Here is a 22,607-nt window from a genome sequence, read left to right as displayed (position 1 = left end):
AGATGCGACTGCACACTGCCACGCTGCTCCTGCTGCTGGCCACGGCGATGACCGCGCGGGCCGAGCCGGCCGCGACGGTTCCGAACCCCGCGCCCGCGCACCCAGAACTGCGCGACGTGCTCGACGAATTCGGCGGCAAGCCGGGACTGACCGCGCTGATGGACGATTTCATGTTGATCCTGCTCGACGATCCGCGCATGGCGGTGTTTTTCGAGCAGGTGGACCAGCAGCGGGTGAAGGACAAACTGGTCGAGCAGTTCTGTGTGATCCTCGGTGGCGACTGCGAATACACCGGCATGGACATGGTCGAGGCACACGCCGGGATCGAAGTCACCCACGCGGACTTCAACATTCTGGTCGAAGACCTGCAGATCGCGATGGACCGCCGCGGCATCCCGACCCGCGCGCAGAACCAGCTGCTGGCGAAGCTGGCGCCGATGCATCGCGAAGTGATCAATCGCTGAGGGCCGGTTTTCCGCTGCGGACTTGCGTAGGCCGGGGTTGCGCAAAGCGGCTCCCCGGCGCTCTTTGCCGGTGAATCGCTGGCGCGATACACCGGCCTACGCCGGCTCTTCGCCCCGGTTTCGGGGGCCGATGACCGCCGCCACCGCCAGCACCAGCCAGGCGAGGATCAGTGCCGATCCACCCATCGGCACGATCGGGATCAGCGCCTCGGTGATGCCCAGCGCGGCGAGGTAAAGCCCGCCGCAGAACACCAGGGTGCCGGCCGCCATCAGCGAGGCGGCAGCCAGCCACCAGCGCGGGCGCAGGAGTGCGTGCGCGCTGGCCAGTGCGAGCAGGGCAGGGGCGTGCACCAGGTGCAGCCTGAGGGCGGTGTCGAAACGTAGTGCAGCCCTGCCGACGAGGAGGTCGGCGAAGGCATGGGCGCCTGCGGCCGCGAGTGCCACGGCGAGTGCGCCGTAGAGCGCCGCGATGGCGACGAAGACCCTGGGCTGTTGTTTCTGCATCGCCGTATCGATCGGGCCGGGGGCATGCGCTTCCGTGAATGCGACGTCCGCCTGCTGTCGGAGCGTCATTGTTGTCCGCAAAGGACGCAAAGGCGCAGAAATCACCCGTCGGCATGCCAGCCAGTCCCCATGGCGGCGCCCGCTGTCGCTGCGCTTTCCTTTGCGATCTTTGCGTCCTTTGCGGACAACAACTTCGGCTGGAAATGCCAAGGAAGAACGCGGCCGCCGGACCGGAGCCCGGCGGCCGCATTGCGCCTCAGTGCGGTGTGTCGCTCGGATTCCTGAGCGGCGCCTTGAGGCCCTGTTGCTCCAGCGTGCGGTTGTTCTTGTACGGCATCACCGGCGAGGTGATGCCGCGCGGGCCTTCGACCTTGTCGCTGACGAACCACGGATTGCCGGTTTCGTCGAGGAAGAAGGCGCGCTGCTCGGCCTCGTTCAGCGGGCGCGAGCCGACGCGGCCGAGCACCGCGATCTGGCCGCCGGTCTCATCGACCGCGCGGTCGCGTTCGAGTGCGCGCGACAGCGACAGCGCCGGCTTGCCGGTGGCATGGCTGGCGATCAGCTTGGGCTTCGGCTCCGGGCTGTAGCCGTAGAACTTCGGCTGGATGTCCGGGCCGGTCAGCTGCACCACGTGCAAGCCGTTCTTGCCGTCGGCGATGTAGGCGTACAGCGAGGCATTGGTCGAGGCCACAGTCACGTCGCGCGAATCGCTGATTGCGCCGCCACCGTCGAAGCGCTGGTACAGCTTCGGCTGGGTCGGCTTGGTGACGTCGACGATCACCAGGCCCTCGCCGCCGGCGGCGACGTAGGCGTAGGTGCGCGCGACGTGCAGCTTGTGCGCATCGCGGATCGGGACGTAGGCGTCGGCCACCACATAAGCCTTGTCCGGGTGCGTGATGTCGACCACTTCCAGGCCACGGCCGGTGGTGACGAACAGGTAGCGGAACTGCTGCTGGCTGCCGCGGACGTCCGGTATCTCCACGGTGCGCACGTACTGCGGCTTCATCGGGTCGTTCATGTTGAGCACGACGATGCCCTTCGGCGTCGCGAAGTAGAACCAGTAGCCGGCGATGGTCAGATGGCGCACGCCGGTCGAGCACGCCGTTCTCGTTCCAGGTCAGCGCGCGGGTGAGGAAGTTGTCGCGCGGCTCGCCGTCGTACAGCGAGTCGATATCGACCAGGATCAAGCCTTCCTCGGCATCGGTGACGAAGGCATAGCGGTAGATCGGATGCGCCGGCTGTTCCAGGTTGACCTTGCGCATCAGATCGCCCTCGTTGCGCGAGGGCTGCACCGGCTGGGTGGTGGCCAGCACCACGCAGGTGGCGTTCTTCGTGTCGATGTGGGTGTCATGCCCCAGCGGCGAGAACGGCGCGGTGATGATCCGCTGGCTCACGCCCTTGTTGGCGATCGACGCGGCATCGTAGACGCGGAAGCCCTTGCTGCCTTCGGCGACATAGACGTATTCGCCGCGCAACTGGATGCAGTTGGCAACGCCTGCCTTGTGCTCGTAGGCCTCTTCCAGTTGGCGGCCGTTGTCCTCGTGTTTCTTGTACCAGTCGGGGTAAGCGTAGCGGTGCAGGTAGCTGCCGACCACCGCCTGCGGCTCTTCCCATTCGGTGACGCGCACGGCACTGATCTCGCCTTCGCCGCCGACCCAGGCATTGAAGCCGAGGAAGTCCATGAACTTGGTGCCCTGGCCCAGCAGCTGCGCCATGATCGCGTTGTTGTCGCCTTCCTGCGACAGGTGGCAGTCGGTGCAGGTCTTGGTCTCGGTGCGGCGCTCGGTGTGCGGGTAGTGCGGCGCCAGCGCCTGCGAGCTGTAGCCGGAAGCGGCGATCGGCGGCTGCTGGATGTAGATCCGCTCGCGATTCGAGTTGGTGGACGACAGGATCAGCGCGCTGGAGGAACGCATCGGCGCGTACTTGTAGTCCTTGACCTCGCCGTGCTTGGCCAGCATGAACACGTCATCGCGCGCGACCTGCGGGTTGTAGGTGGCGTAGTTGCGCGTGATGCCGCCTTCGTAGTGGTGGCGCTCGGTCTTCCAGTTGGCCTGGATCGGCAGATGGCAGCCGCCGCAGCTGGTGGTCCAGCTGGTGTGGCAGCTGTAGCACAGCATCTTGTCCTCGCCGTGCGCGTACTCGGTCGGTGGCACCTGCTGGCCATACTCCTGGGTCTTCGGGTCGGCCTTCATGGTGTGGGCGCGGTCGGCCTTCGCGTTGTAGGCCGGGCTCTCCTTGTCGGAGACATCCTTGACCAGCGACATCTCCCACTGCAGCCCGCTCTGCATGATCGAGCGCTGGATCAGCTTGCCGTCGATCCACTCGAAGCGCTTCTGGCCGTCCGGATTGCGCAGGTTGGAGAGGTCGCGGCCCTGCTTGCTGGCCATCGGGCCCGAGGTGATCAGGTTCGGGTACTGGTCCGGCGTGCCATGGCAGTCCTTGCACTGGATCTCCACCCCGGCGGCGACCTCGCCGACGATGTGGCCGTTGCCGTGCATGTCCTGGGCGAAGTGGCAGTCGACGCAATGCATGCCGAGGTCCACATGGATGCTCGACATGTGCACCGCTTTCTCGAACTTCTTCGGGTCGTCGTCCGAGACCTTTGCGCCTTCGGCATCGAGCAGATTGCCCTGGCGATCGCGCTTGAAGATCGCGCGGAAGTTCCAGCCGTGGCCGTGATAGTCGGCGAACTGGGTGTCCTTGAGCTGCGGGTTCAGCGCCGAGACCTCCTTGACGAATTCGAGGTCAGCCCACTTGCCGCGGATCACTGCTTCCTCGGGGTTGCGGTCCAGCGCCTTGCGCATCTCGGTGTGCGAGGGGTACTGCTGCTGCTCCGGCCACATGAAGGGTGCGTCGGACTCGTAGTCCCACATGGTGTAGCCGAGGAAGGTGTTGATGAACATGTTCGGCTGGTGCATGTGGCAGTTCATGCACTGGCTGGTCGGGATCGCGCGGGTGAAGGCGTGCTTCAGCGGGTGGCCCGGACGGTCCTTTGGGATGGTCGGGTCCGCCTGTTGGCTGTGGCCCATGTGGCCGGCAGCGGCGTAGGGACCGGAATGGCGCGGATCGCGGTCGTTGGCGTAGGGCACGTGGCAGGCCGAGCAGCCGGACTGACGGAAATCGCCCGGCTGGTCGTTGGTGCCCATGAACCACATGTTCGGGTCGTTCAAACGGGTCTTGTGGATGTTGATGACCGGCACGGCGATGCGCTGGCCAGTGCCCGGGCCGCGGTTGGACTGCTTGAAGTCGGGCCGGCCGGGTTCTTCCAGGCGCTGGATCTGGCCCAGCGAGTTCGGCAGGCCGGTCTCGGGGAAGGTGGTGTTGATGTTGCGGCCACCGCGCTCGAACACGCGGAAGATGTCGCCCGGGGGAATCACTTCCCACGCCGGCAACGGAACCAGTTGTTCCAGCGCGCCCTTGACGGCCGCCTGCGGGGTGACCGGCTCCAGCGCCTTGATGATCGCGGCGGTGCCATCGCGTTGATAGCCCTCACCGAGGATGTAGCGCTTGAACGGCAGGATGCCGTTGTTGTACGCCGCGCCGCCCCAGAGCATCGCGCTGGTGGCCATGATCGAGCGCTTGGCGGCTTCGATGATCGGCATGTGGCAGGCGCCGCAGGCCTCATGCGCGATGCGCAGATCGCTGGGGTTGACGAAGCGCACGAACTCCGGCGCCTCGCGGTTGAGCAGGGTGTAGCTGCGCTCGGGGTTGGACGAGCGCGGGTAGTGCCAGGCGCCGGGATAACGCGGCAGCACATGCGCACGTTCCATCGCGCCAAAGTAGTCCGGGCTGTAGGCGTGCGCGGCGGCGCCATGGCCCTCGCCGTGTTCGTCGCCATGTTCGTTGGCCGCGTGCTCGCCCGGGTTCCCGTGGCCGGGCGCCTGCGCGACGTGTCCGGCGCATCCTTGGGTCCCATGACCGTGGCGTCGCCACCATGACAGTCGACGCATCCGAGCACTACCGAATTCGAGGCGTGCATCGATTTCTGGTCGATCGGGTTGTGGCAACTCATGCAGCCGGCGCTCTTGGCGTCCGCCTGCGCCCAGGACTGGCTCTTCGGCGCGTCCGGGGCCTTGGTGTAGTTGCGTTCGACCGGGTGTTCCTCGTCGGCGGCCAGCAGCGGCTGGGCGGAGAGGGCGACGGCGGCCGTGGCCAGCAGTGCGATGACATTGAGCTTCATGATTGCCTCGCGCGCGGTCAGTACGACAGGATCACATTGCCCAGCACGGTGTAGAACGGGTCGCGTTCGCCGTACAGGTCTTCGAGGCCGCTGCCCGGTTCCAGCACGGCGCCGGACAGTCGCACCACGATGTTCTGGGTCATGTACGGGCGCCAGATCCAGGCCACCGAGAGATCGGTGCCGATCTCGCGGTCGATCGGTGCCTGGTTACGCGCCACTTCCAGTACCGCGGTGTCATCGAACCACAGCTGGTTGAGGTTGAACGAGACGCGCGATTCCGGCGTGATGTCGAAGTCGGCTCCGACGCCGATCAGGTGCAGGCCCGGGTTCTCGAAATTCGACTGGCCCTGTTCCTTGCTTGGGCGCATGGACGGCAAGATGCCGTTGCGCGGCGCCAGGGTGACGCCACCGCCGCCGATCAGCGGGATGTTCTGGCGGATCCAGTAGCTGGTGTCGGCGCCGGCGAAGATCGGGTTCTCGAAAATCGCGTCGTAGCCGGTGCTCTTGTCGTCGAATGGATCGTCGTCGCCGCTGGCATAGGCGATCGACAGCCGCGGGCGGATCCAGTCGAAGTCGCGCGAGATCTCGGCGGCGAAGAAGCCGGCGCGGATATCGCTGTCGCGCCCGGTGAAGGTGTTGTCGTTGCTGCCGAAGACGTAGTAGGCCGAGGTCGACACGTTGTACGCGCCGAGGTGGCCGTCGGCATTGTGGCCAAGGTAGATCGCGTCGTATTCGCGGAACTGTTCGGTGCCGAGCGAGGACGGGCGCTGGATGAATCCATTGCTGTCGAAGAACAACTCGTCCTCGCGATTGCGGTTCCACACGACGGTGGCCTGCTGCATCAGGCCGAGGATGCCGAACAGGTCCTGCCAGTAGTAGTTGGCAATGAAAATGTCGTCATCGCGCAGGCCCTCGGCGACATCGTTGAGGCCGGAGTTCAGGTCCTTCTCGACCCTTCGGAACCATGCCAGGTTGTACTGCCGGTGGTTGTTGTCGCGGTTGCCGAACAGGCGCACGCCGAACTGCAGGTCCTGGAACAGGAAGCCGCGGAAGTCGCTGGAGAAAGGCTGGATGCCGAAGCGGATCGCGTCGAAGTCGTAGCGCGGCGAGACGTCGCGCAAATGGATGTCGGCGAACACTTCCTGGATCGCCACGAAGCCGTCGTCGCGCACCGTGCCCTTGCGCGGATCGATGGTCAGTGCGCGTACGTCATCGACCTCCACCCGGTTGTAGTTGAAGGCGAGCGTGAGGCGGTACTCGTATTCGGGCGGCTTGAAGGTGGTGTTGCCCTTGTAATAGACCAGTCCCGCGAGCACGGTCTGTGCCAGGATGGTCTGGTCGAAGCCGGAAAAGATGTCGATCGCGCCAGGATTCTGGCTGGCCTGTGCGCCGACCGGGGTTGGGATCGAGCGCGGCTCCAGCAGGGTGTCGGAGATCGCCAGCAGGCTGAGGAACCAGTCGTCGTGCAGCGGCTTGTCGCCCTTCCAGATGTTCTGGTTGTACGGGTCGTACCACGGATGCTTGAAGCCAAGCGCCTCCATCAGGCGCCAGCGGTCCGGCACTGGCACGAACTCGCCCACGGCATCCACCGGGGCCGGATCCACATTCGATGGATTCTGGTCCGGACGGCCGCGCGCACCCGGCGCCGGGTGGCCCGGACGGCGGCGCACCAGGCCCGGCTTGCCCGGGTCATAGAGGTAGGCGGGCAGGGCGCCGCCGATCAGCGGGCTGACCTGGGACAGGGAGGCGGCAGGCAGATCGGCCGGGCACAGCAGGGTGGCCAGCGCAGCGGAGAGGCACAGGCTCATGTCACTTGCCCTCGCAGACGTTCTGTTCGGTGGAATCGATGAAGGGCGCCTGCGGGCACTGCACGTAGCGCAGGCGTGCCCCGCGCGGCACCAGTTGATCGGCGCGGCGGCCCGGCGGCGCGTTGCCGATAGCGCCGTTGAGCAGGACACCGGCGTTGTGCACCCCCAGGAATGACACCATGTCGTCCTGGTCGACACCGTCGCCAGACACGCCGATGGCGCCTACCAGGCGATCCCCGCGGAAGATTGGCACGCTGCCCGGGAAAATCTGGATGCCATTGGGCAGTCGCTGCAGCCCGGTACAGTTGGCGCCGATATCCGGTATCGGCACCGGGTTGGCCGCGGTTGGCGCGGGCGCAAGCAACTGCCCATCCAGAAACAGGGCGATGCGGAATTGCTGCGAGATGTAGTGCGCCACATGCAGGGCCAACTGGTTGTAGACCAGATCCAGCTGCAGGCCAACCGAAAACGGGCTCCAGGCGTCGAAGGACTTGGAGAACGGCCCTGGCCCTGCGCTCGTGATTCCGTCCGGGTAGAACGGCCGCGACAGGTTGCCGCCGGCGCGATCAGAGAACGCGATGGCGCCGTCTGCCAGGGCGGTCGGGATGCCGAGGAACTCCCGAGCGGTGGCGACGTAGCCGGCGACCGAACTCTGGGCCACGCTGGTGAACTGGGCGCCTGCTGCATCGACAGCTGAGCCAAGGTAGGTGGCTGCAGGCAGGCTCTGCAGGTCACCCGCGGCTGCGGCATTCGAATAGAAGGCGGCAGTGCGCGCCTTCTGCAGGCTGACATCGAGGCCGAACACCGGCGCGTCGCGGGTCCGCGCCATCGCCAGCAGGGTTCCATGGGTGTCGACGATCGAGACGCTCACGCGTGCCTGGGAGCCGAGCGGCTGGCGGATCTGGGCGCGTGCGCGGTTCGCAATCTTGAGTGCCTCGCGCAGGACCGTCTGGGCCTCTGCCGCTGTCAGCGCGCCTGCATCCTCCGTTCCGGCCCGCGCCGGGAAGCGGTTCTGATTGGCGGCGTCGACCAGGATGAATGCGTCGAGTTCCGACAAGTCGCCATCGGCAGGGCGGATGCCGGATGCCGGGGTGCCAAAGGCCGTGCCATCGCGTGGCAGCGAATCAGCGTATGCAGCGACGCTGATGAAGGCGCCCGTGCTTGCCGACAACGCCGGCGCCCCGCCAGGCTGCCGCGCAAGGTCGGAGAACTCGACATCGCTGTAGCGGAAGGTCTTGCCATCGGCCGTGATCGCATCGGCGCGACGGTTGGTCGGGGCGCCGAAGTTGAAGGTGCCCGCCAGCGCTATCATCTCGTCCTGATCGCGATCGCGATCGGTGATGCGCGGATCGAGGGTGTAGTCGGGATCGGCCGCAACGCCGATGCCGCCGACCGGCACACCGTTCTTGTACAACGGAAAGCCGCCTGGGTCGGCCGACAATCCGAGTGGCGATCGCTTCGGGCCTGGACCCGGCGACTGGCCGGACTGGAAGCGACCCATGAAGTCGGAACAGGGCAATTGCGAGAACTGCACGCCGAACAAAGGTCCGGAGGGCGCATTGGCCTCGCCCGGATTGAAGCTCTGCTGCACGATCTGGCTGGCCGTGCGCGTGGTGAACGCATTCCCTTCGCTCGACAGGTACGCGCCGGTCAGTGCCTTCGCGATGGCCGCAAGTTCGGAGGGAACCTGGAGGTTCTCCAGGCCGCCCACGACCGTCCGCTCGGAGTGGATGCGCACCAGCGCCCTGGCGCCGGTCATGCGGTACACACCGAGCACGTTGCCGACCCGGTCGACCACCGCGATGGTGGCCGGCAGGTTCTGCGCCTGCGCCTCCGCCACCGCCTGTGCGATCACCGTGTTGACATCGGCCACGGTCAGGCGCGACTCGGCTGTCGCGCAGTTGCCGGTGCAGCCCTGCGACGGTGCCGTCGCGGGCGGTGGCGCGGTGCCGGTCGAATCGGGCCCGCCGCCGCCGCCGCATCCGGCGAGCAGTGCCACGGCCATTCCCAACGCCACGCTGCGGTTGCGTCCCCAAGCCATCCTGCGTCCTCCCCGAGTTCGGTGGGCCGACCGCTGATCAGGTCGACTGTGGCGGGACGATCATAAACGTCTTCGGTAACGATTGAGCACCGTTCGCATGCGCAATCGCACTCGAAGACGTTGTCGGATCGTCCGGATTTTCGACCTTGATCATGCTCCGGTCAGGCGCAGGCGCTACCATCGGGGCCAGTGCGGTCGTCGATCGCATGAAACTCCAGGAGCCTTGCAATGAAGATGACTCGATGGTTGGCAGCCCTGATGCTGGCGGTTTCGCTCCCCTTGCTGGCGCAAGCGCCAGGCGAAAAGGCCTATGCGCCCGAGGATCTGGGCAAGTTGACCCAGCCCGAACAGGTCCGCGTGCTGGAGAAGCAGTACGCCGAGATGTCCGGCGGTGCGTCCCTGCCGGAAGATCAGCTCGAGTTCTACCTGGAGCAGATCCCGCGAGGCTGGACCTATGCACAGATCACCCAGGACATGGCCGAGTCCCTGCGCGATCGGGCTGACGGCAATACGTTTCCAAACAACCCGCCGCCGGGTCCGGGCCCGGGCCCGGGGCCGGGTCCGGGGCAGGGACAGTGGACCACGCCGGGCTGGCAGCAGCCGTTCCCGGGCCGCGGACAGGTAGTCTTGTGCGAATCCCGCGATGGTCGCTATCGCGAATGCCTGACCGGTTTCCGTAATGTGCCGACGATCGAGCGTCAATTGTCCTCGACACGCTGCGTCGAAGGCCGCAACTGGGGCCACCGCCCGGGGGTGGTCTGGGTCTCGGGAGGCTGTCGCGCGCGCTTCATCGAGGGCGCGCCGGTTGCAGTCGGCCAGTTGCCCGAAATCACTTGCAGCAGCGTGCGCGGATACCGCGAATGCAATGTCGCGTTCCGCGGCGTCGCGGTGATGCTGCGTCAGCTCAGCGGCAGCAGCCTGTGCGTCGAAGGCCGTACCTGGGGCCAGCGCCCGGGCGTGATCTGGGTTGACCGCGGCTGCGGCGGTGTGTTCGCCGAGGGTTATCGTTCCAGCGGTGGATTCTACGATCCGGACCGCTACGACGCGTTCACCACCGAATGCGCCAGCCTCGACGGCCGCTATGCCCTGTGCAGTTGGGATCAGCGTCAGGGTCAGCCGTACTTGCTGGAGCAGTACTCGCGCCAGCCATGTGTCGAGGGCGTCTCATGGGGCTACTCGCCGCGGCGTGGCTTGTGGGTGGATCGCGGCTGCCGCGCGCGTTTTGGCGCCGGCAAGTAACCGGCTGAGTTGATTCCCGACCCGGCGCACCTGTGGGCGCCGGGTTGGTCTCGCCGGGCTGTCGGTGCGGCGCCGGCGCGATTTCCGCAGTTGGGCCGGACGGTTCGCTATCGGCCAGCGTGAAGCCGCGCGATATGTCGCGGGGTTTGCTGGTCTTTCCCGGCGGCAGCGGGAGAGACCGCCGACAGAGTCGGCTCCACAGGAGATCCGGCCAGCCGGCATCGCTGCCGACGACCGAAAACTGAATCCCAAACCAAGGCCTGCTCTCGCCGAGCCTGTCGCAAGGCATTGATTTAGAAAAGGTAATTCGGAGGGCACGAGGGCACGAGGGCACGCAAAGGCGCTCCTTGGCACCGAACCGACTCTCGCGTGCCCTCGTGGCCTCGTGCCCTGCAGTTCGATGCGCGAACAAGCGCACCGGCCAGGGCGACCGGGACTCTCACCCCGGCACCAGCCCATGCCGCCACGCCCACACCGCGGCCTGGGTGCGGTCGGCCAGTTCGAGTTTGGCCAGCAGATTGCCGACGTGGGTCTTGACGGTGGCTTCGCCGATCCCAAGGCGGTCGGCGATGAGCTGGTTGGACAGGCCGTCTGCGATCAGCAGCAGGACGTCGCGTTCGCGCGCGCTGAGGTGGGCGAGCGGGTCGGGTTTGTGGTCGCCGCGCAGGGTACGCACCAGGCTGGCGGCGATGCGCGGGTGCAGGCGGGATTCGCCGCGGGCGGCGCTGCGGATGCACTCGACCAGTTCCGGACCGGCGACATCCTTGAGCTGGTAGCTGACGGCCCCGGCTTCGAGCGCGGGGCGCACGCTGGCTTCATCGGTCAGCGAGGTCAGGATCACCACCTGGGTGGCCGGGCTCGCGCTGCGGATGCCGCGGGTGGCCTCGATGCCATCGCCTCCGGGCATGACCATGTCGACCAGCGCAACGTCCGGCCTGAGCCGCCCTGCGAGTTCTGCCGCGTGCGCGGCATTGCCGGATTCGCCGCAGACCTCGATGTCCGGCTGCAGCTCCAGGTAAGCACGCAGCCCCTGGCGCACCACCGCATGGTCATCGACCAGCAAGACCCTGAGTTTCATGCCGTTGCCTCCAGTTCGAACCCCATGCGCACGGTAGTGCCGTGCTCCCGGCTGTCGAGCGCAAATTCGCCGCCGGGCAGTCCGGCGGCGCGCTGGCGCATATTGCCGATGCCCATTCCCAGCGGCGATTCGCGCGCGCCACCGCGGCCGTCATCGGCGACCACCAGTTCCACCCAGCGATCGCTGCGGAGCAGGTCCAGGCGTACATGCGAGGCGCCACTGTGGCGCCAGACATTGGCCAGGGCCTCGTCAACTATGCGCAGTACGGATTCGGTCTGCGCCGGCTTCAGGCTCAGCTGGGCCGGCAGGTTCGGCAGCACCGCCAGCCCGCTGCGCCGCGCAAAATCGTCGAGGCGTCGCTGCAACTCGGGAACCAGGTCCTCGGCCGCGCCGGCATCCTCGCGCAGTTCGCGCAGCTGGTCGGCAAGCTCGCGCTGGATCTCCTCGACCAGCGCCGCCGCTTCAGCCAGGCGCTGCTGTTGGCGCGCACCATCGGCGCTGCCCTCGCGCGCCGCGGCCAGCTGCAGCGACAGCGCGAACACCTTCTGCTTCACCGTGTCGTGCAAATCGCGCGCCAGCCGGCGGCGTTCCTCCAGCGTGGCCAGCTGCGCGCGGGTGGCGAACAGCGCTTTCAGGTCAGCGGCCATGCGGTTCAGGTCGGCCGCGAGCTGGCCCAGTTCATCGCTGCTGCGATCGACCAGATGCGGCGCAAAATCGCCGCGCGCCCAAGCTTGCGCGGCCGCATCGATGCGCGCGATGCGCGCCAGCACCCGGCGGCGCAGGAACCAGGCGGAGCCGACCAGGAAGAGCGCGAGATAGGCGACGGCGATGGGCCACTCGAAACTCAGCTTGCGGCCGAAGGGATCCCACGGCGAGGGTACCGCAAGATCCAGCACCAGGGTGCCCGATTGGCCGGGCAGCGAGGCGCTCCAGCGGCGATGGACCATGCCGTCCGTTGCGGGCGCCAGGGCGGGAGCGCCGGGTGCAAGCAGCGATACCGCGAAAGGATGCGGCGCCAGTTCCAGCAGTACATAGGCTGCCTGCGTTCCCAGGCTCTCGCGCGGGCGCTCCAGTTCCAGCACGAAACGGCGCAGACGCTGGTCGACCTCGGGCTGGGCGATGCCGCGCGCCATGGCCTCGGCCAGCGCGCCGGCCTCGCGCGCCAGCACGCGTTGCACGCGGCCATCGTCCAGTTCGGACAGGCAGCGCTGGAACTGCACGCCGAGCATGATTTGTTCGATCAGCAGCAGCGCGGGCACCGACAGCGCGATGTAGAACAAGGTCAGTTGCAGGCGCAGGCCGCGGCGACGGGTAGGCATGGCCGAATCATGCGCGAGGCGCGCCCCGTGTGCATCCGGCGCCCGGGCGAGCGCATCCTCCTGCAGTGGGAGGCGCATCAGCCGCAGCGTCGATTCCGGCGGCGCATCCCTTGTCTGTGCTCGCGCGCAGGTGTCCCGGTGGTTGAGCGACCGTTCCTGCGGCGGCCGGGCTAGACTGGTCGCAACGGGGCAGACATCGGGTGGTCGATGGGCACACTGGCGGCGCGTACCGGCGAGCATCCCTTTGACACTGCGCTGGCGGGCACCTGGCTCTGGCACTGGATTTTGCCCAGCTGGCAGGTCCTGGCCCGCCACTGGATGCGGATCCTGCCCGTGGCGCTGGGCTACGGCGTGTTCATCTGGCTCTGGCCGGACCTGATGGCGTCGGGCATCGGCCGCGCCGGTGCCTGGCGCCAGATTGTCGACAGTGTGATTGGCTCGGCTGTCACCGCCGCGCTCTGCGCCGCCGGCTACATCGCGCTGGTTCGCGCCGAAGGACAGCCCTGGGGCCTCGCTCGCGTGACACCCGCCCAGGGCATTGCCGAGCGGCTGGCGCTGGTCATGGGCTTCTGGCTGCTGTTCGGCCTGGTGCTGGCGTGGATCCTGCGCGCGATGCTGATGGCGCTGGCGAAGTCGCCCTCGTTCATCGAATTCGGCATGTGGCTGTTCGGCACCTTCGGCTGGTGGACGGTTCCGCTGGTGCTGTGGCTGTTCTCGCCGATCGGCTTCTGGCTGGCGACCTTGTCGGCCGTGACGCAGATCCGCGCCATCCGTGGCGAGGAACCCATCGGCGACATTCTGGTCGACAGTTTCCAGCGCGTGAATCGCGACCTGCTGGCGATCGCGATCCCGGCCTGGGCGCTGTCGGCGGTGGCCATCGGCGTGCTGTGGATGGGCGCGGAAGTCATCGCCAACGGCCTGGCGGGCCTGGTGGTGCGCGCCGGCTGGGGCATCGTGATCGTGTTTGGCGCGATCACGATGCTGCTGCTGTTGCCGTTCTGGTTCGTCATCGAGCGCGTGTACCTGCCCGAACTCGGCGTCGAGGAGGACCTCGAGTCGTCGCTGGAGCAAGCCGCGGAGGCAGCGCCTGCAAGCGCACCGGCGGTCAGCCTGGCCGAGCAATTGGCCCGGGTGCATGCGGAGGAAGGCGCCGAGATCGCGGCGCGCCGCCTTGCCAACTGGGTGCGTTCGCGGCTGCGGTCACAAGCGGAACTGGCCGCGCTGATGCAGCAACTGGGACAGCCCGAGGCGCTGGCGCGCGAGCTGGCGCCGCTGGCGGTCGAATGGGCCAGCGCCAGCAAGCCGGGGGAATTGCCCTGGCTGGTCGACCAGGGCATGGCGCTGCAGCCGCAGTTCCTGATGGATTTGCCGGACCGTGTGCTCGCCGTCGCGAAAAAGCTCACTTTCGCGGAGCGCTCCGACCTCGCCTCGCGCTTGCTGCTGGCATTCCTCAAGCAGCACCGCACGCACCCCGAGCATCTGGCGGCGGGGCTGCAACTGGCGCGCGTGTTGGCCACCCATTCCAACAATCTTGAAGGCGCGCGCAAACTGCTTGCACAGATGGCGCAGATCTATCCCGACGATCCGCAGCCGGCGCAGTTGCTGAAGCAACTCGGGTTGAGCTGATCGCCGCAGCCGCTGACCCGGCGTGCCGGGGCGGCGGCTCACCCGGTGTCGCCGCGAGCACCCCGGGGAAGGCGCTGCGCGCGGACCCCGGGCGCAGCGGTGAAGACGCTCAGAACAGCAGGCTGGTCATCTTGCGGCGGTAGTCGCCGATCAGGTCAGCGTCCGGCACCACGCGGAAGGCGTCGAGCAGCGCGCGGCGGCCGAGGTCGTCATTGAACTTGCGATCGGCCTTGAGCACGGCCAGGAACTGGTCCATGGCGGCCGCGTACTGGCCGCCAAGCAGCAGGCGCGCGCCGATCTGGTAACGCGCCAGCAGGTTGCCGCCGTCATTTGCGATGGCCTGCTGCAGCGCCTGTTCGCCCGGCGCGTGTTCAATCGCCTGGATGAAGCCCAGGCGGGCGCGCGCGCGGCGGGCAATCTCGTGCTCCTGGGCTTCGCCCGGGAGCTTGTCGAGCAGGGCGACGCCCTCCTCGACCTCGCCCGCGCGGAGCAGCACGTCGGCCAGTTCAGCCTTTAGTTCGGCCTTCTTCGGGTCGGCCTTGATTGCGGCCTGCAGGCTGACGATCAGCGCGCCCAGGTCCTCGGCATCGAGGTCAGCCTCCGGCTCGGGTTCCGGCTCAGGCGCAGCGGCCGGCTGTGCGCCAAGGTGCTTGGCCAGCAGCGCGCGGATCGCGCCTTCCGGTTGCGCGCCCATGAAGCCGTCCACCGGGCGGCCGTCCTTGAACAGCACCACCGTCGGCAGGCTGCGGATGCCGAAGCTGCCGGCCAGCGCCATTTCTTCGTCGGTGTTGACCTTGGCCAGCTTGAGCGCCCCCTTCGCCTCGCCAACGATCTTGTCCAGCAGCGGCATCAGGGTCTTGCACGGGCCGCACCACGGCGCCCAGAAATCGACCAGCACCGGCGTCGTGAACGAGGCCTCCAGGACGTCCATCTCGAAGTTGTCCTGGGTGGCGTTGAAGATATGGGCTGAGTCGGCCATGGCGGGTCTCCGGAAAGGTAGCTGGCGAAGTGGGGGCGGTCGTGCGGAAAGCAACACCCGGGCCGCTGGCAACGGAAAACAGTTCAACGCAGAGACGCAAAGGACGCGAAGGAACGCAGAGAAAAGCAGGCAATCGGTGCTGTCCCGGCGCTGCGGCGGACCCGTGGGGGCAATTCCGGTCGGCGATCGTCTAACCGCGGGCAACGACTGAAGATCGCGGCTGAAGCCGCTCCCACCGGGCCCCGGCTACCGGCTGTCGCTGCCACAAACCAACAACCAACAACCAACAAACAACAACCAACAAACAACAACCATCAAGCAACAACCAGCGAGTCCGCCTGCTGCATCCCTGTGGAGCCGACTCTGTCGGCGATCTGCCCTCGCTGCTGGCAAGAGATCGATCAGAGCGGCGGATAGGCCACGCCTTCCTTGTAGGTGGTGACCGGCTTCTCCAGCACAGTCACGTCGGCAATCGGATCTCCCGCGACGACCAGGATGTCGGCGTAATGGCCGGGGGCCAGCGAGCCGATGTCGGCGCTCAGACCCAGGACCTCGGCTGCGTTGCGGGTGGCGCTCTGGATCGCCAGGTTGGCCGGCATGCCGGCGTCGACCATCAGCTTGAACTCCTTCGCGTTCTGCCCGTGCGGCGACACGCCGGTGTCGGTGCCGAAGGCGATCTTCACGCCGGCATCGACCGCGCGCTTGAAGTTCTTCGCCAGCAGCGGGCCGATGGTGCGCGCCTTGGCGGCGACGATCGGCGGCAGCTCGTCGGCCTTGCTGCCCACCCAGGCGCCGGCAAGCAGGGTCGGGACCAGCCAGGTGCCGTGCTCCTTCATCAGCGGGTAGAGCTCGGCGTCCATGTAGCTGCCGTGCTCGATGCTGGTGACGCCCGCGAGGATCGCGCGGCGGATGCCTTCCTTGCCGTGGGCGTGCGCGGCCACGGCGAAACCGTAGTCCTTCGCCGCTGCCACGATGGCATTGGCTTCCTCCTGGCTGAACTGGGGGTTCATGCCGTTCTTGGCGTAGGAGAGCACGCCGCCGGTGGCGGTGATCTTGATCAGGTCGGCGCCTTCCTTGTAGCGGTAGCGCACCGCGGTATAGGCCTCGTCGGCGCTGTTGATCACGCCTTCGCGCGGGCCGGGCTTGCCTGCCAACGAACGCCGCGTGCCATTGGTCGGGTCGGCGTGGCCGCCGGTGGTGGCGATGGACTTGCCGGCGGTGTAGATCCGCGGGCCTTCGGCGATGCCCTCGTTGATCGCGTTGCGCACGGCGATGCTGGCGCCGTCGGTGTCGCCCAGGTCGCGGATGGTGGTGAAGCCGGCGCGCAGGGTCTTCTTTGCGTTCAGTGCCCCGCGCAGCGCGTAGTCGCCGGGATTCAGGCGGTAACCTTCGGCGTAGCGCGCGGCGCCGGCTTCCATGTTGCTGATGTGCGTGTGCAGATCGATCAGGCCGGGCAGGCAGACCTGCTTGCCGTGGTCGATGAACTTGCTGCCTTTCGCCGGATTGCCGGGCTTCAGCGCGGCGATTCGTCCGTCCTTGACCTCGATGAGGTGCGGGCCGAGCAGTTTCGCGCTCTCGGCGTCGAAGACTTTTCCGCAGGCGATGGTCAGCGCATGCGCGGGAGCGCTCGCTGCAATGGCGAGGGCAACGGCGAGCAGGGCAGGGCGCATGGTCGACTCCGGGCAGCGGATGGGCCCCGGAGTATCTGGTCCGCCCAGCCGCCGGGCAATCGCCTGTGCCCGCCCTTGCGAGTTCAGTTCGCTTTCTTGACGAATTCGGACTTCAGGCCCATTGGACCGATGCCGTCGACCTTGCAGTCGATGTCGTGGTCGCCGTCCACCAGGCGGATGTTGCGCACCTTGGTGCCGACCTTGACCACCGAGGACGATCCCTTGACCTTGAGGTCCTTGATCACGGTGACGGTGTCGCCGTCCTTCAGTTCGTTGCCGACCGCATCGCGCACCACGCGGGTGGCCTCGGCGGGCGTCTCGGCGGCGCCTGGCGACCACTCGTGGGCGCATTCGGGGCAGACCAGCATCGGGCCGTCTTCATAGGTGAAGGCGGAGTTGCACTTCGGGCAATTCGGCAAAGTATTCATTCGTGAAGAATACGTCAAAGGACGTTGTCGGTGGGCTCGCCGGCCTCGAAGCGCAGCAGTGCAGGTACAAACCGTCGCACTGCGGCAGCCACTCGCGCCGCGTCCATGCCTGGCTCGCGCACGGCGCGAATGGCCAGGCCCTCGATGAAGCTCTGCAGCGCCAGCGCGCGCGTCCGCAGCTCGTCCTCGGGCACGAGCGCGCCCTGCGCCTGCGCATGGGCGCGCATCCACGCGAGGAAATGCCGGCGGCTGGCTTCGTCGGCGGCGGCCAGCGCGTCGGCAATCGCCGGATCGCGGGTGGCCTGCGCGCTCATCTCCAGGAACAACGCGGGGTTCATCAGCGTGGGGTCGCCGCGCTGCCAGCCGGCGAACAGCTCGCGGATGCGCACTTCCCAGTCGGTCTGCAGCGGCAGGCTGTCGATGCTGCTGCGCTTGTCGTCCAACTGGCGCTGGATGATCGCCAGGATGATCGCGTTCTTGCTGTCGAAGTAGCGGTAGATCAGCCCGGGGCTCATGCCGGCCGCAGTGGAGATGGCAGCCATGCCGGCGGCGTGGAAGCCGTGGCGGATGAAGCACTGCTGCGCCGCGACCAGGATGCGCTCGCGCTGCACCTCGGCACGCGGCTTCTCGCGGGCGCTCATGCGCCGGCCTGCGCGCGGGCGCCAGACAACCGGCGGATGGAAACGAAGAACAACGGGATGAAGAACAGCCCGAGGAAGGTGCCGGTCAGCATGCCGCCGACCACGCCGGTGCCGATCGCGCGCTGCGCGCCGGAGCCGGCGCCGGTGGCCAGCGCCAGCGGCAGCACGCCGAAGCCGAAGGCGATCGAGGTCATCAGGATCGGGCGCAGGCGGTCGCCGATCGCGGCCAGCGTGCCCTCGAGCAGCCCCATGCCGCGCTCCACATTGGCCTTTGCAAACTCGATGATCAGCACGGCGTTCTTGCTCGACAGTCCGACGGTCGCCAGCATGCCCACCTGGAAGTAGACGTCGCGTTCGAGCCCACGCGCCCAGGTGAACAGCACCGTGCCGAGGATGCCGAGCGGCACCACCATCAGCACCGCGGTCGGGATCGACCAGCTTTCGTACAGCGCGGCCAGGCAGAGGAACACCACCAGCAGCGACAGCGCGTACAGCAGCGGCGTCTGTGCGCTTGCCGTCCGCTCCTGGTACGAGGCGCCGCTGAACTCGATGCCGAACCCGGCCGGCAGGTCGGCCGCCAGGCGCTCGATCTCGGCCATCGCATCGCCCGAGCTGATGCCGGGTGCAGCGGTGCCGGTGATGTTGACCGCGCCGACGCCGTTGTAGCGCTCCAGCCGTGGCGAGCCGTAGTCCCAGCGCCAGGCGGCGATGGCCGACATCGGCACCATTTCGCCGGCGCTGTTGCGCACATACCAGCGGTTGAAGTCCTCCGGCACCATGCGGAAGGGCGCGTCGGCCTGCACATAGACGCGCTTGACCCGGTTGCGGTCGATGAAATCGTCGATGTAACGCCCGCCCCAGGCGATCGCGAGCGTCTCGTTGAGTTCTGCCAGCGAGACGCCGAGCGCACTCGCCTTCTCCCGGTCGATGTCCAGGCGGAACTGCGGCGTGTCCTCCTGACCATTGGGGCGCACGCCAGTCAGCAGCTTGCTCTGCCCGGCGGCCTGCAGCAACTGGTTGCGCGCGGCCATCAGCGCGGCGTGGCCGGCGCCGTTGTCGTCCATCAGGTAGAAGTTGAAGCCGCCGGTCTGGCCGAGTTCGGACACCGGCGGCGGCGCCACCGCGAAGACCATCGCGTCCTTGATCGCGCCGAAAGCGCCCATCGCACGGCCGACGATGGCCTGCACACTGGCATCGGCCCCGCTGCGCTCGGCCCAGTCCTTGAGCTTGACGAAGGCCATGCCGCTGTTCTGGCCGCCACCGCTGAAGCTGAAACCCTGCACCGCGAACACCGATTCGATGTGCGCCGCCTCATGGGTGTTGAAGTGCTGCTCGACCTGTTGCATCACCGCGCCGGTGCGCTCCTGGGTAGCGCCCACGGGCGCCTGCACGATGGTGAACAGGGTGCCCTGGTCCTCGTCCGGCAGGAACGAGGAGGGCACGCTCAGGTAGACGTAGGCGGCGACCGCCGACAGCGCGGCGAACAGCGCGAGGAAACGTCCGCCGCGGCGCAGGATGCCGCCGACCATGCCCTGGTAGCCGCGGTTGGCCGCGTCGAAGTTGCGGTTGCACCAGCCGAAAAATGCGCCAGAGCCGCTGTGCTGGCCCGGTTTCAGCAAGGTAGCGCACAGCGCCGGCGTCAGCACGATGGCGACCAGCACCGACAGGCCCATCGCGGCCACGATGGTGGCGGTGAACTGGCGGTAGATCACGCCGGTGGAGCCGGTCAGGAAGCCCATCGGCACGAACACCGCGGCCAGCACCAGGCCGATGCCGACCAGCGCGCCGGTGATCTGGTCCATCGACTTGCGCGTGGCCTCCAGCGGCGACAGGCCTTCCTCGCGCATCACCCGCTCGACGTTCTCGACCACGACGATGGCATCGTCGACCAAAAGGCCGATCGCCAGCACCATCGCGAACATCGTCAGCATGTTGATCGAGAAGCCCAGCGCCAGCAGCACCGCGAGGGTGCCGAGCAGCACCACCGGCACCGCGATGGTCGGGATCAGCGTGGCGCGCAGGTTCTGCAGGAACAGGTACATCACCAGGAACACCAGCACCACCGCTTCAATCAGGGTCTTGACCACTTCCTCGATCGAGGCGCGCACGAAGGGCGTGGAGTCGAAGGGCACCACCGCCGTCAGGCCCGGCGGGAACGAGGGCTTGAGGCGCTCCAGCAACTCGGCCACCCCCTGCGCGGTGGTCAGGGCGTTGGCATTGGTCGCCAGCGAGACCGCCACGCCGGAGGCCGGTTTGCCATTGAAGCGGCTGATGACACCGTAGCTTTCGGAGCCCAGCTCCACCCGCGCGACATCTCCCAGGCGCAGCACCGAGCCGTCGCGCTCGCTGCGCAGCACGATGGCGCGGAACTGCTCCGGCGTCTGCAGCCGGTCCTGCGCGGTGATCGGCGCATTGATCTGCTGGCCGGCGACCGCCGGCGTGGCGCCGAGCTGGCCAACCGCCACCTGCGCGTTCTGCGCGCGGATCGCGCTGACCAGGTCGGCCGGCGTCAGCTTGTAGCTCGCGAGCTTGTTCGGATCCAGCCAGATGCGCATCGCGTACTTGCCGCCGAACACCTGCACGCTGCCGACGCCGGGCACGCGGCTCAGCGGGTCGACCAGGTTGGACGACACATAGTCCGAAATGTCGTCGCGCTGCATGCTGCCGTCCTCGGAGACGAAGGCGACCACCTGGAGGAAGCCGGCGCTCGACTTGCTGACGCGCAGGCCCTGTTGCTGCACGATGGCCGGCAGCAGCACGCTGGCCACCTGCAGCTTGTTCTGCACCTGCACCTGGGCGATGTCGGGGTCGGTCTCGTTGGTGAAGGTCAGGGTCACGCCGACCTGGCCGCTGGAATCGCTGGTGGCGGACATGTAGTCGAGGCCGTCGAGGCCGGTCATCGATTGCTCGATGACCTGGGTCACCGAATTCTCCGCGGCCTGCGCCGTGGCGCCGGGGTAGCTGGCGTTGATCGTGATGGTCGGTGGCGCGATGCTCGGGTAGCGCGAGATCGGCAGCCGAGTCAGGGCCAATGCGCCGGCCAGCATGATGATGATGGCGATCACCCAGGCGAAGATCGGCCGGTCGATGAAGAAGCGCGCCATGGCCGGTCAGCCCTGCGGCGCGGAGGGCGCCGCGCCGCGTTCGACCGCGGTCACTTCGGCATCCGGGCGCACTTTCTGCACGCCTTCAACGATCACGCGCTCGCCGGCATCCAGGCCGCCGTCGACCAGCCAGCGATCACCCACGGTGCGGCTGACCTTCAGGTCGCGCCGCGCGACCTTGCCGTCGGCGCCGACCACCCAGGCGAAGGCGCCGCCCTTGGCGTCGCGCTGCACCGCGGGCTGCGGCACGAGCAAGGCGCTGCCGCTCTGGCCGAGGCCGATCTCTGCGCGCACGAACATGCCCGGCAGCAGCAGCTCATCCGGGTTGGCCACCTCGACGCGCAGCGAGTAGCTGCCGGTTGCCGGATCGACACTGAGGTCGGTGAAGGCCAGCTTGCCGTCATGCGGATAGCGGCTGCCGTCTTCCAGCAGGATGCGCACCGGCAGGCCGGCGTTCGCATCCAGCTTGCCGGCCTCGACCTGCTTGCGCAGCTGCAGCAGTTCGGCGCTGGATTGGGTCAGGTCGACATAGATCGGGTCCAGTTGCTGGATGGTCGCGAGCGCCGCGTCCTGGTTGGCGGTGACCAGCGCACCCTGGGTCACGCTGGACTTGCCGATGCGCCCGGCGATCGGCGCGAGGATCCGCGCGTAAGCGAGGTTCACCTCGCGGTGCTCGAGTTCGGCGCGCGCCACGCCCACATCCGCCTGCGCGGTGGCCAGCTCAGCCACCGCAGTCTCGTTGTCCTGCGCCGCGACCAGCTTCTTCGCCGCCAGCTCCGCCGCCCGCGCCGCGCGCAGCTTCGCCGCCTGCAGCGTGGCCTGCGCGCGTTTGAGCGCCGCCCGCGCGCTCTCCACATCGGCGCGCCAGCTGGCGTCGTCGAGTTGGTACAGCGGCTGTCCTGCGGTAACCCGCGAGCCTTCCTCGAACAAGCGCTCGCGCACCAGGCCGCCCACCTGCGGGCGCACCTCCGCCACCAGGAAGGGACTCACCCGCCCCGGCAGCTCGCGCGTCAGCGTCACCGCCTCCGGCTGCACGGTGACGACGGTGACTTCAGGCTTGCCACGCGGCGAGGGCGGAGCCTCGCTGCTGCAGGCCGCCAGCGACAGGACCAGCGTCAGGCACGCCAGCGAAGGCAAGGGATGGGGCAGGCGCATGGGCAGACACCGGGCAAGGGAATGATCGGGAGAGTGAACGATCATTCTCTTCATTGCCATATGACCTTTGGGGGGCGCCGCGATCAGACCGTTGCGCTCGCCTTCCTGTTGCTGATCGGCGTGATCCTGATCGCGGACGGCTTCGGCCAGCCGGTGCCGAAGGGCTATGTGTACTTCGCGATGGGCTTTGCGGTGCTGGTTGAGCTGCTGAACATCGGTGCGCGCAAGGCGACCGGCGCGCCGGTCCACCTGCACCAGGAGTACGAGGAGCAGAAAAAGGCCTGACCGCGGGCCGCAGGCGTCGGGCAGGCCACCGTCTGGTGCCTGCTCGACGCTGCTCGTTGTAGTCTTGCCGGCTCGCTTCCGATCGG

At 67.6% G+C, this 22,607-nt stretch carries 15 protein-coding genes and 1 pseudogene; 4 read left to right on the top strand and 12 right to left on the bottom strand.

All coding sequences use genetic code 11. The annotated features are described in order from the left end of the window. Positions 1-2: 2 nt before the first annotated feature. Positions 3-464 carry a group 1 truncated hemoglobin gene (locus tag IPK27_20575; GenBank protein MBK8069920.1) on the top strand — a complete coding sequence of 154 codons (462 nt, stop codon included), beginning with the start codon at positions 3-5 and terminating at the stop codon, positions 462-464. 96 nt (positions 465-560) lie between these two features. Here the strand turns inward: IPK27_20575 and IPK27_20570 are convergent, their stop codons facing one another. The 4 genes and pseudogenes from IPK27_20570 to IPK27_20555 all read right to left on the bottom strand — a co-directional run bounded on the left by IPK27_20570 (position 561) and on the right by IPK27_20555 (position 8,997). Next, positions 561-1,037 carry a DUF423 domain-containing protein gene (locus tag IPK27_20570; protein MBK8069919.1) on the bottom strand — a complete coding sequence of 159 codons (477 nt, stop codon included), beginning with the start codon at positions 1,035-1,037 and terminating at the stop codon, positions 561-563. 187 nt (positions 1,038-1,224) lie between these two features. Then, positions 1,225-4,918, bottom strand: a pseudogene (locus IPK27_20565) (hypothetical protein). A 247-nt stretch (positions 4,919-5,165) separates the two neighbouring features. Next, positions 5,166-6,956 (bottom strand): hypothetical protein, encoded by a 1,791-nt coding sequence (locus tag IPK27_20560; GenBank protein ID MBK8069918.1) that lies wholly within the window; start codon positions 6,954-6,956, stop codon positions 5,166-5,168. Position 6,957: 1 nt separating this feature from the next. Then, positions 6,958-8,997 carry a heme-binding protein gene (locus IPK27_20555; GenBank protein ID MBK8069917.1) on the bottom strand — a complete coding sequence of 680 codons (2,040 nt, stop codon included), beginning with the start codon at positions 8,995-8,997 and terminating at the stop codon, positions 6,958-6,960. A gap of 228 nt (positions 8,998-9,225) precedes the next feature. Here IPK27_20555 and IPK27_20550 point away from each other — a divergent pair, with 228 nt between their 5' ends. Next, positions 9,226-10,236: a DUF3011 domain-containing protein gene (locus IPK27_20550; GenBank protein MBK8069916.1), complete on the top strand. Its 1,011-nt coding sequence runs from the start codon at positions 9,226-9,228 to the stop codon at positions 10,234-10,236. Between the two features lie 439 nt (positions 10,237-10,675). On the opposite strand, the gene IPK27_20545 is transcribed toward IPK27_20550, so the two are convergent. Together IPK27_20545 and IPK27_20540 are read right to left on the bottom strand one after the other, a co-directional pair. Next, positions 10,676-11,314 (bottom strand): response regulator transcription factor, encoded by a 639-nt coding sequence (locus IPK27_20545; GenBank protein MBK8069915.1) that lies wholly within the window; start codon positions 11,312-11,314, stop codon positions 10,676-10,678. Next, positions 11,311-12,633, bottom strand: a complete 1,323-nt coding sequence (locus IPK27_20540) for a HAMP domain-containing protein (GenBank protein ID MBK8069914.1) — start codon at positions 12,631-12,633, stop codon at positions 11,311-11,313. The genes IPK27_20545 and IPK27_20540 overlap by 4 nt, the downstream gene beginning before the upstream one ends. A 207-nt stretch (positions 12,634-12,840) precedes the next feature. Between IPK27_20540 and IPK27_20535 the strand changes: the two genes are divergently transcribed. After that, positions 12,841-14,259, top strand: a complete 1,419-nt coding sequence (locus tag IPK27_20535) for a tetratricopeptide repeat protein (protein ID MBK8069913.1) — start codon at positions 12,841-12,843, stop codon at positions 14,257-14,259. A gap of 109 nt (positions 14,260-14,368) precedes the next feature. Here IPK27_20535 and trxA read toward each other — a convergent pair whose 3' ends face one another. The 6 genes from trxA to IPK27_20505 form a co-directional block, all read right to left on the bottom strand. After that, positions 14,369-15,238 (bottom strand): thioredoxin, encoded by an 870-nt coding sequence (gene trxA, locus IPK27_20530; protein ID MBK8069912.1) that lies wholly within the window; start codon positions 15,236-15,238, stop codon positions 14,369-14,371. A 401-nt stretch (positions 15,239-15,639) separates the two neighbouring features. Further along, complete coding sequence (locus tag IPK27_20525) at positions 15,640-16,908, bottom strand: amidohydrolase family protein (GenBank protein ID MBK8069911.1); 1,269 nt, start codon at positions 16,906-16,908, stop codon at positions 15,640-15,642. An 83-nt stretch (positions 16,909-16,991) separates the two neighbouring features. Next, a complete protein-coding gene (locus tag IPK27_20520; GenBank protein MBK8069910.1) occupies positions 16,992-17,336 on the bottom strand; it encodes an alkylphosphonate utilization protein in 345 nt (114 codons plus the stop codon). A 14-nt stretch (positions 17,337-17,350) separates the two neighbouring features. Next, positions 17,351-17,977, bottom strand: a complete 627-nt coding sequence (locus IPK27_20515) for a TetR/AcrR family transcriptional regulator (protein MBK8069909.1) — start codon at positions 17,975-17,977, stop codon at positions 17,351-17,353. Then, on the bottom strand, positions 17,974-21,081 hold the full coding sequence (locus IPK27_20510; GenBank protein MBK8069908.1) for an efflux RND transporter permease subunit: 3,108 nt from the start codon (positions 21,079-21,081) through the stop codon (positions 17,974-17,976). The genes IPK27_20515 and IPK27_20510 overlap by 4 nt, the downstream gene beginning before the upstream one ends. A 6-nt stretch (positions 21,082-21,087) precedes the next feature. After that, positions 21,088-22,236 (bottom strand): efflux RND transporter periplasmic adaptor subunit, encoded by a 1,149-nt coding sequence (locus tag IPK27_20505; GenBank protein ID MBK8069907.1) that lies wholly within the window; start codon positions 22,234-22,236, stop codon positions 21,088-21,090. Between IPK27_20505 and IPK27_20500 the strand changes: the two genes are divergently transcribed. After that, a complete protein-coding gene (locus IPK27_20500; protein ID MBK8069906.1) occupies positions 22,222-22,521 on the top strand; it encodes a hypothetical protein in 300 nt (99 codons plus the stop codon). The genes IPK27_20505 and IPK27_20500 overlap by 15 nt on opposite strands. Positions 22,522-22,607: the final 86 nt, after the last annotated feature.

The organism is Rhodanobacteraceae bacterium (assembly GCA_016713135.1).
In the GTDB taxonomy this organism is placed as follows: Bacteria; Pseudomonadota; Gammaproteobacteria; order Xanthomonadales; family SZUA-5; genus JADKFD01.
The sequence above is the reverse complement of the archived record's forward strand: the minus strand, read 5'-3'. Positions and strand labels throughout refer to the sequence as shown.